Source organism: Paraburkholderia sp. GAS206C, assembly GCF_050435645.1.
Taxonomy (GTDB): Bacteria; Pseudomonadota; Gammaproteobacteria; order Burkholderiales; family Burkholderiaceae; genus Paraburkholderia; species Paraburkholderia phenazinium_B.
Genome location: NZ_JBNDKR010000003.1, coordinates 545,818 through 562,655, shown reverse-complemented (window position 1 = coordinate 562,655; position 16,838 = coordinate 545,818). Strand labels below are relative to the sequence as shown.

At 61.3% G+C, this 16,838-nt stretch carries 16 protein-coding genes and 2 tRNA genes; 9 read left to right on the top strand and 9 right to left on the bottom strand.

Annotated elements, in window-relative coordinates; all coding sequences use genetic code 11:
* Nucleotides 1-197 precede the first annotated feature (197 nt).
* Together P3T20_RS10905 and P3T20_RS10900 are read right to left on the bottom strand one after the other, a co-directional pair.
* A complete protein-coding gene (locus P3T20_RS10905) occupies nucleotides 198-497 on the bottom strand; it encodes a hypothetical protein (protein ID WP_074263591.1) in 300 nt (99 codons plus the stop codon).
* Between the two features lie 415 nt (nucleotides 498-912).
* Nucleotides 913-1,074, bottom strand: coding sequence for a hypothetical protein (locus P3T20_RS10900; RefSeq protein WP_167379372.1), 162 nt, complete (start codon nucleotides 1,072-1,074; stop codon nucleotides 913-915).
* A gap of 251 nt (nucleotides 1,075-1,325) precedes the next feature.
* On the opposite strand from P3T20_RS10900, the gene P3T20_RS10895 reads away from it, so the two are divergent.
* From P3T20_RS10895 to P3T20_RS10885, 3 genes are all read left to right on the top strand, one after another.
* Nucleotides 1,326-2,264 carry a Rossmann-like and DUF2520 domain-containing protein gene (locus P3T20_RS10895; protein ID WP_429286873.1) on the top strand — a complete coding sequence of 313 codons (939 nt, stop codon included), beginning with the start codon at nucleotides 1,326-1,328 and terminating at the stop codon, nucleotides 2,262-2,264.
* Nucleotides 2,265-2,341: 77 nt separating this feature from the next.
* A complete protein-coding gene (locus P3T20_RS10890; protein ID WP_429286872.1) occupies nucleotides 2,342-2,662 on the top strand; it encodes an EthD family reductase in 321 nt (106 codons plus the stop codon).
* Nucleotides 2,663-2,801: 139 nt separating this feature from the next.
* Nucleotides 2,802-3,365: a YggT family protein gene (locus tag P3T20_RS10885; protein ID WP_074263588.1), complete on the top strand. Its 564-nt coding sequence runs from the start codon at nucleotides 2,802-2,804 to the stop codon at nucleotides 3,363-3,365.
* A 140-nt stretch (nucleotides 3,366-3,505) separates the two neighbouring features.
* Here the strand turns inward: P3T20_RS10885 and P3T20_RS10880 are convergent, their stop codons facing one another.
* Nucleotides 3,506-4,387 (bottom strand): hypothetical protein, encoded by an 882-nt coding sequence (locus P3T20_RS10880; RefSeq protein WP_429286871.1) that lies wholly within the window; start codon nucleotides 4,385-4,387, stop codon nucleotides 3,506-3,508.
* A gap of 684 nt (nucleotides 4,388-5,071) precedes the next feature.
* Here P3T20_RS10880 and P3T20_RS10875 point away from each other — a divergent pair.
* Both P3T20_RS10875 and trmB read left to right on the top strand, forming a co-directional pair.
* Nucleotides 5,072-5,145, top strand: a tRNA-Gly gene (locus tag P3T20_RS10875).
* Nucleotides 5,146-5,327: 182 nt separating this feature from the next.
* Nucleotides 5,328-6,113 (top strand): tRNA (guanosine(46)-N7)-methyltransferase TrmB, encoded by a 786-nt coding sequence (gene trmB / locus P3T20_RS10870; protein WP_429286870.1) that lies wholly within the window; start codon nucleotides 5,328-5,330, stop codon nucleotides 6,111-6,113.
* 28 nt (nucleotides 6,114-6,141) lie between these two features.
* Here the strand turns inward: trmB and P3T20_RS10865 are convergent, their stop codons facing one another.
* The 3 genes from P3T20_RS10865 to P3T20_RS10855 all read right to left on the bottom strand — a co-directional run bounded on the left by P3T20_RS10865 (nucleotide 6,142) and on the right by P3T20_RS10855 (nucleotide 8,037).
* Nucleotides 6,142-6,978, bottom strand: a complete 837-nt coding sequence (locus P3T20_RS10865) for an undecaprenyl-diphosphate phosphatase (protein WP_429286869.1) — start codon at nucleotides 6,976-6,978, stop codon at nucleotides 6,142-6,144.
* Between the two features lie 92 nt (nucleotides 6,979-7,070).
* The gene (locus P3T20_RS10860; protein ID WP_074263584.1) at nucleotides 7,071-7,655 is read right to left on the bottom strand and encodes a DUF1439 domain-containing protein; all 585 of its coding nucleotides are present in this window, start codon (nucleotides 7,653-7,655) and stop codon (nucleotides 7,071-7,073) included.
* 28 nt (nucleotides 7,656-7,683) lie between these two features.
* The gene (locus P3T20_RS10855) at nucleotides 7,684-8,037 is read right to left on the bottom strand and encodes a YkgJ family cysteine cluster protein (protein ID WP_074263583.1); all 354 of its coding nucleotides are present in this window, start codon (nucleotides 8,035-8,037) and stop codon (nucleotides 7,684-7,686) included.
* A gap of 233 nt (nucleotides 8,038-8,270) precedes the next feature.
* Between P3T20_RS10855 and hemN the strand changes: the two genes are divergently transcribed.
* The 4 genes from hemN to P3T20_RS10835 all read left to right on the top strand — a co-directional run bounded on the left by hemN (nucleotide 8,271) and on the right by P3T20_RS10835 (nucleotide 12,840).
* Nucleotides 8,271-9,656, top strand: a complete 1,386-nt coding sequence (gene hemN / locus P3T20_RS10850) for an oxygen-independent coproporphyrinogen III oxidase (RefSeq protein WP_074263582.1) — start codon at nucleotides 8,271-8,273, stop codon at nucleotides 9,654-9,656.
* Between the two features lie 93 nt (nucleotides 9,657-9,749).
* Nucleotides 9,750-9,834: transfer RNA gene (locus tag P3T20_RS10845), tRNA-Leu, on the top strand.
* A 166-nt stretch (nucleotides 9,835-10,000) separates the two neighbouring features.
* Nucleotides 10,001-12,391, top strand: coding sequence for an ATP-binding protein (locus tag P3T20_RS10840; protein WP_074263581.1), 2,391 nt, complete (start codon nucleotides 10,001-10,003; stop codon nucleotides 12,389-12,391).
* Between the two features lie 11 nt (nucleotides 12,392-12,402).
* Complete coding sequence (locus tag P3T20_RS10835; RefSeq protein WP_074263580.1) at nucleotides 12,403-12,840, top strand: response regulator; 438 nt, start codon at nucleotides 12,403-12,405, stop codon at nucleotides 12,838-12,840.
* A gap of 79 nt (nucleotides 12,841-12,919) precedes the next feature.
* On the opposite strand, the gene P3T20_RS10830 is transcribed toward P3T20_RS10835, so the two are convergent.
* The 3 genes from P3T20_RS10830 to P3T20_RS10820 form a co-directional block, all read right to left on the bottom strand.
* Entirely contained in the window at nucleotides 12,920-14,554 is a 1,635-nt protein-coding gene (locus P3T20_RS10830; protein ID WP_074263579.1) for a sensor histidine kinase, read from the bottom strand.
* A 106-nt stretch (nucleotides 14,555-14,660) separates the two neighbouring features.
* Complete coding sequence (locus P3T20_RS10825) at nucleotides 14,661-15,296, bottom strand: biliverdin-producing heme oxygenase (RefSeq protein ID WP_429286868.1); 636 nt, start codon at nucleotides 15,294-15,296, stop codon at nucleotides 14,661-14,663.
* A gap of 124 nt (nucleotides 15,297-15,420) precedes the next feature.
* Complete coding sequence (locus P3T20_RS10820; RefSeq protein WP_429286867.1) at nucleotides 15,421-16,794, bottom strand: amino acid permease; 1,374 nt, start codon at nucleotides 16,792-16,794, stop codon at nucleotides 15,421-15,423.
* Nucleotides 16,795-16,838: the final 44 nt, after the last annotated feature.

Sequence of the window (16,838 nt, the reverse complement as noted above, 5' to 3'; positions counted from 1 at the left end):
CACGAGGGCGACGTCGGCGCCTCGCCGGATGTCCAGCGAATTCGCAAAAGAGGCGTAGCGCCGCGCAAATGAAAACGGCGTGATGCAGGCAACCGAGCCCGCATCACGCCGTTTAGCTGTTTCACCGACCTTCGATAAACATTTGAGCCACGAACTACGTCGAAGTCAAACTGCGACGCATCCCGCGAGCGCGTTTATCAATAGTGGTGATAGCCACCGTGGCCGTAGCCGCCGTGACCATAATAACCACGCCCGTAGTATCCACGATGGTAGTACGGGTGACCGTAGTAGCCGTAGCCACCACCCACCACAACGACCGGCGGCGGAGCATAGACGGGCGGCGGTGCGTAGTACACCGGCGGCGGCGCCGCATAAACCGGATAGGCCGGAGCCACCGGAATGCCGATCCCGATACCAACGGACACATGCGCCTCGGCAGCAGAGGCAAAGCCAACACCAAGCGCAGCGGCAACAACAAGCGGAATGATCTTTTTCACTTTTCTTCTCCAAGCGCGGCCGGATGACCGTGTCGCATGACATGCATGCTATGGAATTGAATGTATCGAAAAAGGACCCGCATAGCTGTTCGCATTTGTTGCAAATTGCAATCGGTGTAGACGAGCCGTAATTCGCCGCAACGGGTAAACGCGAGAGCTCTCTTGCACACCCTACCCGCAACATCTCGGAAACCAAGGGTTTGCGCCGGATCACCCATCGGCAAACGCCACTTTTACTGGCCAGCAGTCTGGGAAATCCCCAGCAGCGGTAATCTTTAATTACAAATTCACTTCAATCACGTCCAAGTTGAAGGCTGACCGAAACAAACACATAACGCTCAAAGCGCATCGCCGCTCACAAAACGAAAATGCCCGGCTCAAGGCCGGGCATTTTTTACCCATAGGGGCAAATCTTTTAACCCACCTTGACGTAGGTAAATTCGCGAATGACATTCGGCGGCACATAGGCACCGCTGATTTTGACACGTGGCGTCAGGCGCTTTTTTTGATCCCACCAGCGGCGCCGCTGCGAATGAGTCAAGAACCGCAAGTGCTTTCGGTAAGAAAAGATGCTCATGGTGACCTCCCGAATCAGACTGCGAGACAGAAAACTCCAACCCCTCACTTCATCGACCAAATTCATTGTGAGCAGTTTCCGGGCCTGCAGGGGTCGCGCGGGCAAATGTGCCGCCGGCCAAACCATATGGCACGAAATTTATCTGAGGAAAGGTTTCGCGCAGTGCACCGCCACCCCCGCCGTCTCGCGAGCGACAATTGAATGCGCGATACTCCAGCTTTCCGTTCATCGTGCCGTCCGGAGCAGTAACCATGTCCCAGCCGTCCATGCCGCGTCTCGGCTTCATCGGCGCAGGGCGCCTTGCGCGCTGCCTTGCGCTCGGCTTCGCCCGCGCCGGCTATGCGGTCACCGCGGTGGCCAGCCGCACGCCTCAATCGGCACGCCAGCTCGCCGCCCAGATCGACCAGTGCGCGGCGTACGACACCCCCCAAGAGGTTGTCGACGCCGCCGATATCGTCTTTTTAACCGTTCCCGACGACAGCATCGGTTCGACGGCGAACACTTTGCGCTTTGATTGCGCGCCGCAAGCCGCTGGGCGCGTGCGCGCGCTGGTGCATTGCAGTGGCGCCTCGCCGGTGGATCTGCTCGCGGCAGCCGGGGCGCAGGGTGCGTCGATAGGTGGTTTTCACCCACTCTACCTGTTTAGCGGCGATCTCGCAGATATCGAGCGCATCGCCGGCTGCTCGGTGACCATCGAGGCCGACGGCGCACTGAAGGAAGCGCTGACTGCGCTCGCGCTGGCGTTGCACTGCCACCCACTGTCGATTCCACCGGGCACGCGCATGCTTTACCACGGCGCCGCCCACTACGCTGCCAGCTTCGCCTTGTGCGGCCTCGCCGAATGCGTCGCCCTGTGGCGCACCCTCGGCTTCGCGGAGGACGACGCGCTGCGCGCGCTCCTGCCGATGCTGGCCGGCACGATCCAAACGGCCCATGAAAAGGGCTTGCCGGGCGCCCTCGCCGGCCCCGTGTCACGCGGCGATGCGGGCGTCGTACGCAAGCAGCTCGAACTGTTCGAAACGCTCGGCGGCGACCATGCGGCGCTGTACGGCCTGATGAGCCGGCGCGCGATTGCACTCGCGCGGCGCCGGGCTACGCCGCCGGCCGCCATCGACTCAATCGCCGACGCCGTTGAAGAATCGCTCGGACGGTCGCTGAATCAGGCGCCGGCTGGTACTAGCGTCAACTAAGCCGTGATAATGTGACGTCCGGCGCAGCGCGCAATCCGCCAGCGCCTCGCACCGGGACCAACCGACGAGAACACATAATGATCAAGGTCAGCATCCTCTATCCGTATCGAGAAAACGGCCGCTTCGACATGGACTACTACTGCGGCACGCACATGCCGCTGGCCGCGAAGCTGTTCGGGGCGGCACTCAAAGGCTGGTCCGTCGACGCCGGCATCAACGCCGGGCCGCCGGGCACGCCGCCACCCTTCGTCGCGGCTGGGCATTTTCTGTTCGATACGCTCGAGGCGTTCTACACGGTATTCAAGCCAGCGTCCGAAACACTGCTCGCCGACATTCCGAACTACACCGACGGCGGCAACGGCTCGATCCTGATCAGCGAAATCAAGGTAACGATGTAACTCATCGCGGTGTGGCCCGGTCTCGGCCGCGCCAGCTCGCAGGATGCAAACTGATAAACACGTCGGCGCGCCCATAGCGACGTGCCGACGCCCGGCGGCCGGTTCGCACCGGCCGCTACCCTGAAGGAAAGGACACGAGATGTTCGGCGATATCGCCCGTTTTCTGCTCAATACCGTTTTCACGTTGTTCGGCGCGGCATTGCTGTTGCGCGCATGGCTGCAGGTCGTCCGTCTGCCGCCGTACAACCCGGTCTCGAACGCCGTCATGCATGCCACCAACTGGATCGTGCTGCCGCTGCGCCGGATCGTGCCCAGTACCCGCCGCATCGATTGGGCGAGCATTCTCGCCGCGCTGATCGCAGCGGTCGTGTATGTGATGCTGATGGTGGCCGTGACCGGCGTCGATCCGCTCGCGCTGTGGCCCACGCTGCTGATCGTCGCACTGCTGACGGTGATCAAGTGGGGGCTCAACCTGATCATCTGGCTGACGATCCTGATGGCGCTGCTGTCGTGGCTCAACCCGCGCTCGCCGGCAATGCCGATTCTGTTTCAGCTCACCGCGCCATTTCTGAATCCGTTGCGCCGCGTGGTGCCGAACCTGGGCGGCATCGACCTGTCGCCGATCCTGTTGTTCGTGATCGTGCAGGTGCTGTTGATGGTCGTGACGCGAGCCGCTGTGCAACTGACGTATTTCGTGATCTGAGCGGCGAGTGCGGGCGCGGTTGCTGGCCGCGTCCGCCTCTGCATGTGTAGACCTCAGAACCGGTAGCCGCGAGCGGTCCCGACAGGGCGAGCGCCGCCGCCTGTCTGACGCGACGGCGGCGGCGTTATTTCATGCTGCTTTTATTGCGGCGACACCTGACCGTAGGCGACGGCCGAGTTGTCCGACGAGTGGATCACGTAGAGGATCGAGCGCGCGTACAACGTGCTGCCCGAGATCGGCAGAAACACAATTGCCGCGTTGCCCGAGAGCGTCTTGCCCGGAGTTGCGCACGCTGCGGCCGTGCCGGTCGTGAGGCTCAACGAGTAGAGATTCTGACTCGAGCCTGCACTCGTCAGCAGCAGCGTGCCGGTGACCGGGCAGCTGCTCAACGTGCCGGTGACGGCGCCGCTGCTATCGACCGTGATCGAGGAGTTGGTCTCCGCCCACGTCCCCACTACGGATGCCTGCGTCACAGCGAGAGCGTTCGCGGGATCGTAGGTCCACGACAAATTGACCGTGCTGCTGTTAGCGACAAAGCTGCCACTGAATGCCTGATTGGCCGTGAACGTCCCCGAGCCCGAGGTGGTCGCGTAGAAGAAGGGTTGCAGAAACTGGACGCCCGAGGTCAACGTCCACGTCGTGCTGGTCGGCGAGATGACGCCGAAGAACTGCGACACGGGGAGCGTGAGAACCGTGCTCAGATACGAAATGTTGTTTTGCGCATCAATGAAGGCGGTGGTTTTGTCGCCGCTCGCGTTCGCCGTCCAGATCCCCTGCAGACCGTTGCCGGTTGCCACAGTCGAGCCGGCTTGCGGGCTCGTCAGACTTGGCAGCGTTTCGCCGTTGACGGTAGGCGTCGATGCCGCCACCGGAGCGCTGGCGACCGGCGCGCTGGCCGCCGAAGGTGATGAAGCACTGGTCGCGGCAGGCGTCGTCGACGAACCGGAACCCCCACCGCCCCCGCAAGCGGTCAGAACAAGCGATGCAACAAGAGACAACGCCAATAGTGGTTTGTTTTTCATATCTGTTTGTTTTATCCAGGCGAGCACGGGCTCTCACGTCCGCAATCTCACGCCATTAGTTAGATTTGACCTCGATTTTTCCTGCTAGCACGTGCTCTCGGAATTACTTCTCGATCTGCTTGACAGGTTTCTTCAAACGGATCCATGTAATTTTTTGAAAGGGTGCTGAAGATGTATACGGCACGGTTTTCGCTATCTTTAGTTACGATGCGAGTATTTTCTGCAAATCCGGGTGAACGCGGATTGGAGTGACGCGGAATGGTGAGCGCTTTTGGATAGGGGCTAGCGCGTTGATCTGCGGCGCTCGAAGGCTTGCTTGTTCATCGGCGATATATCTATGCGCTTTAGGTAGATATTTGACTTTTCAGATGTGTGCGCCTGTCATGCTTGACTGAAAGACAGCAATCAGTTAGTGCTTCAGATAAATTAGCTCGTTAGCTTCAAGATTAATCATTTGGCATAATAGTTCTTGCGCTAGCGGGATATTCATTTAGCAAAACGAATTGATACGGATTCGGGAGCGGCGATAGATCTCATTTGGATAATTCTCGAAGTACCGCGTTAAGACTTTGAATTTCCGGCTAATTCCTGCGGCCACCAGGCTCGGATGGGATCCCCGCGCCCGTCACCCTACCGCCCCGCATTTGCCTAAACACCCCAAACCCGCGTAAAATGGCGCGCTCTGCGGGCGTCGTATAATGGTAATACCCTAGCTTCCCAAGCTAGAGCCGTGGGTTCGATTCCCATCGCCCGCTCCACATTCAGCTGACCCTCAGCGGAATTCCAGCACGAGAGCCGCCTCCACGAAGGCGGCTTTTTTGTACTGGCCGTACTGACGGGACGGCGGTCACTGCCGGCTATCGATGCAGTCGCGCCTTCCGGTGCACGCAACGCCGCCCATACCGCCTTGACCTTGCCGCTACCGTTGTAGCCATCGAAGATGACCCACGATCCGAACCAAGCCGACCTGCCCGGCGAAGCGAACCACGAACCCTCCGCAACTTCGGCTGAAGGCACGGCGGGCGACGCGACCGACTCGAACGAAGCGCTGCGTTTGCGCCGCATCCGCAGCTTCGTCACCCGCGCGGGGCGCGTCTCGACCGGTCAGCGTCGTGCAATGGACGAATTCGGTCCGCGTTTCGTGATTCCGTACGCGCCGCAGCTGCCCGACTGGAACGCGGTGTTCGGCCGCGAAGCCGCACGCGTGCTGGAAATCGGTTTCGGCATGGGCGCGACCACGGCCGAAATCGCTGCGCATCGCCCAGATGACGATTTCCTCGGCGTCGAGGTCCACGAACCTGGTGTCGGCGCCTTGCTCAAGCTGATGGGCGAGCAGCAACTGTCGAATATCCGCATCATCCAGCACGATGCGGTTGAAGTGCTCGAGCAGATGATCGCGCCGGAAAGTCTCGACGGCGTGCACATCTTTTTCCCGGATCCGTGGCACAAGGCGCGTCATCATAAGCGCAGGCTGATTCAACCGAAGTTCGTCGCGCTGCTCGTCTCGCGTCTGAAGCCAGGCGCGTATCTGCACTGCGCCACTGACTGGCAAAACTACGCCGAGCAGATGCTCGAAGTGCTCGGCGCAGAACCTGCGCTCGAAAACACCGCCGACGGCTACGCGCCGCGCCCCGACTATCGTCCGGTGACGAAATTCGAGCGCCGCGGCCTGCGGCTTGGTCACGGCGTCTGGGATCTGGTGTTCAAGCGGCGCAGGGGCAGCTGAAACGCAGGCTAAAGCCAGCGAACAGCCGTCACTCAGCCCAGTCCAGCTGGTCGCTGTATCCTGCGACCAGGATCAGCAAACCGAACGCGATCCGATACCACGCGAACACCGTGAAATCATGGGCCGCGATGTAGCGCAGCAACCAGCGCACGCATACGAAGGCGCTCACAAACGCGGCGACGAAACCAAGCGTGAACATCCCCAACGCATTTGCCGACAGCAGATGCCAGCTCTTGACCAGTTCATACGCCGTCGCGCCGAAAATAATCGGCATAGCAAGGAAAAAAGAGAACTCGGTCGCCACCCGCCGTTCGAGACCGAACAGCATGCCGCCGATAATGGTCGAGCCCGAGCGCGACATCCCCGGCATAAGCGCGAAGCACTGAGCAAGGCCTACTTTGAGGGCATCGAGAGAGGTCAGCGCGTCGACCGACTGCACGCGCGGTGGCACGGCATCGCGTGTGCGCTGCCGCCCTTCGGCCCACAGGATAATCACGCCGCCCACCACCAGCGCGAACGCGACCGGCACAGGTGAAAACAGCGCATCCTTGATTGCCTTTTCGAACAGCAAGCCGAGTAAGACCGCAGGAATGGTCGCGATAATCACGTTGAGCACGAAGCGGCGCGCGTCGGGACGCGCCGGCAAACCCGTCAGAACATCGCCGATCCGCCGCCGATACTCCCAGCACACCGCCAGAATCGCTCCGAGCTGGATCACGACATCGAAGGTTTTGGCATGCACGCCCGTGAAATCGAGCAGGCTGCCCACGACGATCAGATGGCCGGTGCTCGATACCGGCAAAAACTCGGTCAGGCCTTCGACGATGCCGAGTATCAAAGCCTTGCAAGCGAGTAACCAGTCCATCTATCCCCCTCATCGCCAACAGTTGTCGAATCAGGGCTTGCCAGGCGCACGGAACACAAGCGGCGCACGGCGGCCCTGGCGGCCGCGGCGCGTCATTTCTCGACGATCTGCACGCGTATGCCGTTTGTAAGGATGGTGATTGTACCGGGTTCGTAGTTCACGCCGGCAAATTGCAACTGGTCCGGCTTGAAGGTGTAGATGGGATAGTTGTTCAGCAACTGCGTCGCTAGCAGCGCGGCGGCGGCATTGATCTGCTGCGTGTAGGCCTGCGCCCCACCGCTGACGTTCACGCTATCCACATTCGGCGATTTCAGCACCACGGACTTGCTGGCTTCGTCATAGGCCAGTTCGCTAGACAACGTGAAGACGCCATCCACCGGTTCCTGCAGGAACGGGCTGGCGAGGTGCGCATCGAGCCGGATCGAGACGCGGTTGGCATCCGGCAGGAAGCCGACCACCGGATTGGCCAGCTGAACCTGGAACACCTGCGAAATGGTGCGCTGGTAAGGAAATTTGCGCTGCACGGCCTCTTGCACCTGCTGCTGCGAGAACGTGTAGTGCGACGGGATGAACGGAAAGGTCGAGGCCGCACAAGCCGCCAGCGACACAGTGATGCCCACCGCCGCAGCGGCCATGAGCAGAAATCCGCGCCGGGTCGGCGCAACGGGTTGGGTCATGCAGGTTCTCCGGTCCAATGCAAAGCTCTTACGCCATTCCCATGCAACGGGTTGCGGTTGAAACAGCCCCGTTGCGGGGATCGGATGGCAGGGCGGGTTGCGTCAGCGTTTCGAGCTGGGTGAGCCAGGCAAGCGCTTCGGTACGCGTCGTGCCGCACATCTCGCCCTGCGGTTGCAGACCGGAGCAGCACGCTGGCCGTTCAGGCTCGCCGAAGATCGCACAACGCAGATCGTCGCCGAGCTGGATGCAACGCACGCCCGCCGGCTTGCCGTGCGGCATGCCCGGGATCGGGCTCGAGATCGACGGCGCAATACAGCACGCCCCGCAATCTGGGCGGCACGCATGACCGGCTACATTGAACGGAGATTCGACGACAGTCACCAGACTCTTCCTGAAACGCCCAACAACCTACTGAACGCGCGCTTGCGGCACGCCAACCCTGCATTGTGCCATTGAGCGGCGTGCGACCTTATTACACAAGGCCTAGCTGAAGTGCTCCCGTAAACTGGACCGCTACACAAGGCCACGCTCAAGAGGCGCCTGTCCCGTTCCACCGGTCTTGCCGGCACACAGGTGTCTCCGTACTTCCCGGCGTGGCGTCCACCGAGCCGCCCATGACCACCGCCGACACCCTCTTCCGTCCCGATCTGCTCGCCAGATACAGCGCAAACGGCCCACGGTATACGTCCTATCCAACCGCACTTCAGTTCCGCGACGATTTCGATCACGCCGACTATCTGCGTGCCGCGGCTGATCCGGGCGCGTCGGCGACGGATCTCTCGTTGTACTTCCACATCCCGTTCTGCGACACCGTGTGCTTCTATTGCGGCTGCAACAAGATCGCGACGAAGAACCGTGCGCGTGCCCGTCCTTACCTCGAGCGGCTCAAGCGTGAGCTCGCCTTGCAGGCGGCCTGCTTCGATACCGCACGGCCGGTTTCACAACTGCATTGGGGCGGTGGCACGCCAACGTTTTTGTCGCACGACGAGATGAGCGAGCTGATGGCGGCCACCCGCCGGCATTTCTCGTTGACCCCAGACTCGCAGGGCGAGTTTTCGATCGAAGTCGATCCGCGCGAAGCCTCCGCCGAAACCATCGCCCATCTGCGCAAACTCGGCTTTAACCGGCTAAGTCTCGGTGTGCAGGATTTCGATCCGGTGGTCCAGCAGGCTATCAATCGTATCCAGCCGCTCGAGATGACCGCCTCGGTGATGCAAGCCGCCCGCGCCGTCGGTTTTCATTCGATCGGCGTCGATCTGATCTACGGCTTGCCGCATCAGACAGTCGACAGTTTCAGCCGCACGCTCGATACCATGCTTGCTCTCACGCCAGATCGGCTGTCGGTGTTCGGCTATGCACACATGCCGCAGATCTTCAAGATGCAGCGCCAGATGGACGCTGCGGCGCTGCCCTCGCCGGCAGTGCGGCTCGCGATTCTCAAGCTGGTTGTCGAGCGTTTGACGGGTGCGGGATATGTGTACATCGGCATGGACCACTTTGCGTTGCCTACTGACGAGTTGGCTATCGCACAAGCCCAGCGCAGCTTGCATCGCAATTTCCAGGGCTATAGCACGCGTGCGGAATGCGATCTGATCGGCTTCGGGGCGTCGTCCATCGGCAAGGTGGGGGATGTCTACGCGCAGAACGCCAAAGACCTGGCAGAGTACGACGCCGCGATCGACGCCGGACGCCTCGCGCTCACGCGCGGGGTGCGCCTGACCGCCGACGACCGCCTGCGCCGCGACATCATCACGCAACTGATGTGTAATCTCGAGCTGCGTTTCGATGACTTCGAGGCTGCGTATGGCATCCGCTTCGCCGAGACGTTCGCGCCGCAGTTGGAACGTCTGCGCGGGTTCGCGGAGGACGGCCTGGTGTTATTGAGCGGTGACAAGCTCGAAGTGCTGACGGCCGGGCGGATGCTCGTGCGCAACATAGCGATGGTGTTCGACCGGTATCTCGGTCAACAGACCTTGGAGCGGTTTTCGCGGACGGTTTGAGGCGGTCGGCGCGCAACTTGCCCGGAACGCCAATTTCGGCCATAATCTGCGTTTCCCGCCGCGCGCATCCTTTGCGCACGTGTCGCAAGACAAGCCCAGGTGGTGAAACAGGTAGACGCAGGGGACTCAAAATCCCCCGCCGCAAGGCGTGCCGGTTCGAGTCCGGCCCTGGGCACCAGTACTTTCTCCCGCAGTACGTCCTCCCGCACTACCCCCCCCCCCAAAAAAATTGCATCCCAATCCAGACTGCGCGCGCATTCTGCACACGGAATCGCACACGCTCCCGCAACCCTGCAAACCCGCGCGTCTATGCGAGAATGTCAGCGAGTCCGCACGGAGCGAGCATGACAGACATGACAAACGGCCGGGTCGCGACATCCGACTGTGCTAGCGAACCCATCCATATTCCTGGGGGCATCCAGCCACATGGATTCCTCATCAGCACGGCCGACGACGGCACCGTGCTGCAAGCCAGCGAAAACATCTCAGCCCTCACGGCCACCCCTGTAGAGCAGCTTCTTGGACAACCTCTCGAACGCGTCCTCGGCGCGGCCGCGGCGCTCGCGCTCGATGCATTACGCACGCTCGAAGCCGATGGCGTCCCTCTCTACGCAGGCTCGATAAACGATCCGCGCAACGTTGGCAGCGAGCGCGTTTCGCCGCTGGCTGTCGTAGTCCATCGCCTCGACGGCGTCGGCATTGTTGAACTCGAACCGGCCCGGGGCACGGCCGACGTGTTCTCGTCGATCTATCCACTTGTCCGCACGTTTATCAACCGCCTGCAAGAGGTTCAGAGTGTCGACGGGCTCGCGGCGCTAGCCGCGCAAGAGGTGCACCGCATTGCCGGCTTCGGCCGCACGCTTGTCTACAGCTTCGACCACGATGGTCATGGACATGTCCTTGCCGAAGCGATCGAACCAGGCTATCCGTCGTATCTCGACCAGCATTTCCCCGCCTCCGATATTCCCGCCCAGGCGCGCGCGCTCTATGTGCGCAATCGCATTCGCCTGATCGCCGACGCCGACTACCTACCCGCGCCGCTCGTTCCGGCCCTGCACCCGACCACGGGCCGGCCGACCGATCTCACGTACTCGTCACTGCGCAGCGTTTCGCCGGTGCACGTCCAATACATGAAGAACATGGGGACGTGGTCCTCCATGTCGATGTCGATCGTAGTGCGCGGCAAGCTATGGGGGTTGATCTCCTGCCATCACGCAACGGCGCGCGTTCCGCCATTCGAGGTGCGCACCGCCTGCGAACATATCGCGCAGGTCCTCTCGCTGCAGGTCGAAGCCAAGGAAGAGCGTGAAGAGGCGGAGTACCGGATCGAACTGCGGCGCCGGCAATCGCGCCTGCTTGCCGCAATGGCCAATACCGAAAACTTTGTCGACACGCTCGCCGAGGATCCGAAGGAACTGCTAGGGCTGACCGACGCGACCGGCGCGGCTATCGTGTTCGATGGGCGCATCGTACTGGTTGGCGCGACACCTGTGGCAGCCGAGGTCGATAAACTGGTCGCGTGGATGGACACCCGTCCCGACGACATCTACTCGACCGACGCGCTGGCCGCCGTACGCAACACGCCCATCGAGCCGGATTGCGCGGGCATTCTCTCCGTATCGATTTCGAAGCTGTTCCGGAATTACATCATCTGGTTTCGCGCCGAGGTGATACGCACGGTGAAGTGGGCCGGCGATCCGCGCAACAAACTTGCGTCGCTCTCCGCATCGCTCTCGCCGCGCGAAAGCTTCGATGCGTGGACCGAAACCGTTCGCGGCCGCTCGCAGCCGTGGCGTCCCGCGGAGCTGGAAATTGCGGCGGAATTTCGCACGGCGATGCTCGGCGTCGTTCTGCGCCGCGCTGAAGAACTCGCGCAACTCGCTATGGAAGTGGGCCGCGCCAACCAGGAACTCGAAGGCTTTTCCTATACGGTGTCGCACGATTTGCGCGCACCGCTACGGCATATCGTCGGCTTCGCCGATCTGCTCCGCGAGATGGAGTCGTCGCGCCTGTCTGAACGAGGCAAGCACTTTGTCGAGCGCATCGTCGCGTCGGCGCGCTTCGGTGGCGAGCTGGTCGACGATCTGCTCGCATTCTCGCAGATGGGCCGCGCCGCACTGCGGCCGCAAAACGTCGATTTGCGCTCTTTGGTGGACGGCCTGATTGCAGACGAGCGAAAACAATCCGGCGACACGCAGATCGAATGGCGCGTCGGTCCACTGAGTAGCGTTACGGCTGACGCGGTACTCATTCATGTCGTACTGCGAAATCTGCTCGAGAACGCGGTAAAATTCAGCCAGCATCGTCGCGGGCCGGATGAACATCCGATCATTGAAATTGGCAGCGAGGAAGGCGAACGGGAGTTGGCCGATCAGCACGTGTTTTATGTGCGCGACAACGGCGTCGGCTTCGACATGCGCTACGTCGACAAACTGTTCGGTGTGTTTCAGCGGCTGCATCGCTTCGAAGAATTCGAAGGCACGGGCATTGGCCTTGCCAGCGTCAAACGGATTATCGAGCGGCACGGCGGCAAAACGTGGGCAGTCGGCGAAATCGACAAGGGCGCAACGGTCTATTTTTCCTTGCCAAAGGTCTTCGCCGCCGAGGCAGCTGACTACGATGAAACGGCCGCGGCTGTCGCGCGTCTCACGGCATTTTCTCCCGGCCGTCCGTTCAGACCCGTTCCCAAAGAGCCAACCAACGACGCATCGACGGATTCAGCAGCGTCAACGTAAAGGAACGCAGCGTGTTAAGACCCATCCTCTTAGTGGAAGACAATCCTAACGACATCGAGCTGACACTGATTGCGCTCGAGAAATCGCGCCTTGCGAATCCGGTGGTATCCGTACGCGACGGCGCGGAGGCGCTCGATTATCTGCGGCGCGAAGGACAATGGAGCACACGCACGGACGAGAATCCCGCGGTCATTTTACTGGACAAGAAATTGCCGAAGATCGACGGTCATGAGGTGTTGAAAAGCGTGCGCGCCGACGACCGCCTGAAAAGAATTCCGGTCGTGATGCTGACGTCCTCGCGTGAAGAGAAAGATTTACTGCGCAGCTACGATCTCGGCGTGAATGCCTACGTCGTGAAGCCGGTAGAGTTCGACGACTTCATGGCCGCGATCAGCGATCTCGGTATGTTCTGGGCAGTCCTTAACGAACCGCCGCCTTATACCGACTGAGCGGGACCGAAGGTTCGGCAGGTGCGCCGGTCGTCCGGCGTTCGACTGAATGCACTTCGAAGATGCCAAATCGGCGCCATCATTGATAAAGTGGCAACAGGACGTGAAACGTGGCGCCCTGCCCACGCCCGGCGCTTTCGGCAAACACACTGCCGTCGTGCAGATCGACCAGATGCTTGACCAGCCACAAGCCCAGCCCTAGACCGCCCACACGCCCCGCGCCCTCTGCACCGATCTGTTCGAACCGTTCGAAGATCCGGCCTAACGCCTCAGCCTCGATCCCCGAGCCGCTATCGCGCACGCTCAGTTCCGCCTTGTCGCCGTTCACGCCGACAACCAGTTCGACGGTACCGCTCGCAGAGAATTTGACGGCGTTCGACAACAGATTCCACACCACCTGTTTCATACGGCTTTCATCTGCCATCACCAGGCAGGAGCGTATGTCATCCGCTTTCAGACGCAGTCCCTTCGCCTCGGCCTTCATGCGAATGTCTTCTGCCACATTGCCGGCTAGCGCACCGAGATCTACGGGCTGCCGGTTGACCGATAGTTTGCCGGTGGCGATCGCGCCGCTATCGAGCAGATCGTCGACCATATGCGACAACTGCCGGGCGTTACGTTCGATCACATCGGTTACGCGCACAACATGTGAAGCGTCGCCTGCACGCTGTAACAGCGCCGTCCACGAGAGAATCGCACCGAGCGGCGAACGCAGCTCATGACTGACCGCCGTGACAAAATGATCCATGGCGCGAGCGGCGCGATCGCTTTCTTCGCGAGCACGTTTCTCCGCTTGCGCGATGGCCTGCTGCTCGAGCTCGGCCTCTTTGCGCCGGGTGATATCGAGGGTGAAACCGAGCATTGATTTAAGCGTGCCGTCCCCGAGATAACGTCCCGCGGCGCGCACCAGAATCCAATGCACGGATTGCGCTGGCCAGACCACCCGGTATTCGACTTCGAACGGCTCGCGGTTCTCGATCGCATGCAGCATGGTCTCGCGTACGCGCGCGCGATCGTCGGGATACACGAGTTCGGTAAAGAAGCGGTGCTCATCGAGCGCCACGTCGGAAGGCAGCCCCAGGTTGGCCTTGCACTGGGCCGTGCAATCGATGGCGCCAGTCGACGGATCGAGTTCCCAGGCGCCCACATGCGCAAACGCCAACGCCTGCTGGAATTGCTCCTGATGGTCGCGCAGCTGCGCGGTCGCCTCTTCCACCAGTACCTGGCGCAGGCGCGCCTGTGAGCGCAACTTGGCGCGCTCGCGCTGGTTGCGCTCGTTGGCCGCGATGCTTGCGGTGACATCGAGCACGCATAGCGCTATCAGTCGCCCTTGCGCCGCCCCCCCGGGCATCATGCTGGCCTTGATTTGCCAATAACGCACATCGGGACGGCTCGCTTCGAGGCCCCCCGCTGCCATGTCGTAGCGCAGCAGCGGTGACAGACGCATTTCTCCGGGCACCAGATTGTCCAGCGCGTCTCCAAGCCAGGCACGGCGTTCGTTGCGTTGCTGCTCGGAACCGAACTGGTTGATGTCGTAGACCGAGCGCCCCTGTATTTCGGCCAGCGTTACGCCGAGCACGCTCAGATAACGCGCGTTGGCCAGAACCACGACCCGCTGTTCGTCAAGGATGAGGTAAGCATCGGGCAGCAAATCGAACACCGACGCCGGGTCGATGGAGGACGCTGCTGTCTGCTCTCGGGAAGGTCTATCCATAGTCCGAAACTTTACCCGAAACCAGAAAGCTTGACCGCAGGGTTTGGGCCAGCATTCCCGGCATATCTTCGGCACGAAGCCGCCAGGCACCGTGAAGCACGAACCATCAGGCGTGGTCGGTAAAAACTCCCCCGGCATGCCTGCTCGAATGCGGTAAAAGTTCAAGCAAGCTATCGAATGCGTGTCTTGCGCCCTCGCAGGCGCTCAGCACCGCAGCGTCTTCCATTACGTCCTGCTGTAAACCCTGGACGAACCGATGCCAGCGCGGCCCGACCGGTTCGCCATTGCCAGCCAGATAGCGCAGCGGGTGCGGCGCCAGTTGTGCGTGCAACCTTTTATAAAGCACCGCGCCGCCCAGTTGCGATCCTTCCACGACGTAGCACACGCCCCAACGGTAGGCGGGATTGTCGCCGTGAGCGCGCGGCAACGCTCGGGGCCTCGCGTCATTCGTCCGCTCACTCAACCCGGCAATCGCGTCGTGCGCCAGATCGCTTTCGATTAACGGCAGACGCCGCAACGGTGTCAGCGTCCGGGGATCCTGCGGACCATCCGCGAAACCCGCGAGCCAGCTTTCGATTGGACCCAGCCACGCCTTTAGCAGCAACAGATGATCGCGATAATCGGCAATGGACGGATGCGGTTTCGCCAGCGGCATCGAGGAGTCGAGTGTGGCATGTCGTTGCGCGGTGGCCGCGCGCAGCGCGGCAAGGACGTCCGGGGAATGCGGTGAAGAGGCGGCCACGAAGTGTTCCAAAGCGGATAACGATCCATGCATTCTATCTGGCGCGTCGCGCGGTCGAATTTCGGCCGGGCATGAAGGTACGGCACGACGGAGGGCCTCCAGAACGAGGCTCCGGGCGCCAGGCTCAAGGCGTAGCGTGAACCGCCCCCGCCCGCCGCCGCTTCACCACATAACCCGCCCACATCGCCAGCAACCACACCGGCACCAGCCACACCGAAACCGATAACCCCGGCGTCATCGCGAGAATCACCAGAACCATTGCCATGAACGCAAGGCAGATCCAGTTGCTGACCGGAAACCAGAACGACCTGAACACCAGCGTCTGCCCTGCCGCCACCATCGCCTTGCGCGACTTCAGATGCGTGAGGCTGATCAGCGACCAGTTCAGCACCAGCGCGGCCACCACCAGCGCCATCAGCACACCAAGCGCTTCCGAAGGAATCAGGTAGTTGATGATCACGCAGGCAAATGTCGCCAGCGCGGACAGGCCAATCGCCAGATACGGCACACCACGACGGTCGACCTTCATCAGCGCGCGCGGCGCGTTGCCCTGCTCCGCGAGGCCATAAAGCATGCGGCTATTCGCATACACACCGCTGTTGTAGACAGACAGCGCGGCCGTCAGCACCACGATGTTGAGAATGTTCGCCGTAAGCGTCGAGCCGATCTGCGAGAAGATCATCACGAACGGGCTGCCGCCGGCCGCCACCTGATTCCACGGATACAGCGACAGCAGCACCGCCAGCGAGAGGATGTAAAAAATCAGAATCCGGTAGATCACCTGATTCACCGCCTTGGGAATGCTCTTGCGCGGCTCATCCGCCTCGGCCGCCGTGATGCCGATCAGCTCCAGGCCGCCGAAGGAAAACATGATCACAGCCAGCATCATGAAAAGGCCATGAAACCCGTGCGGAAAGAAACCGCCGTCGGCCCAGAGGTTGCTGATCGATGCTTGCGGACCGCCGTTGCCGCTAATCAGCAGATAGCCGCCGAACAGGATCATGCCGATCACCGCTACCACCTTGATGATCGCGAACCAGAACTCGGTCTCGCCGTAGGCCTTCACATTCGCCAGATTGATCGCGTTGATGCCGGCGAAGCACACCAGCGCCGATACCCAGGCCGGCACACCAGGCCACCAGAAATGCACGTACGTTCCCACAGCCGTCAACTCGGCCATGCTGACCAGCACGTAGAGGACCCAATAATTCCAGCCCGACAGAAAGCCTGGGAAATCGCCCCAGTACTTGTAGGCAAAATGGCTAAACGAACCCGCCACCGGTTCTTGCGCGACCATCTCGCCGAGCTGCCGCATGATCATGAATGCGATGATGCCGCCGATCGCATAGCCGAGGATCATCGACGGCCCGGCCGCCTGCAACACGCTAGCTGAACCGAGGAACAGGCCGGTGCCGATCGCCCCGCCCAGCGCTATGAGCTGGATGTGACGATTTTTCAGCCCGCGCTTCAGGCCCTCTTGCTGCTGTGGACTATTCAAAATTGCGCCTCAGTGTGTCTCTGTGTGTGGATATCGGTCACCAG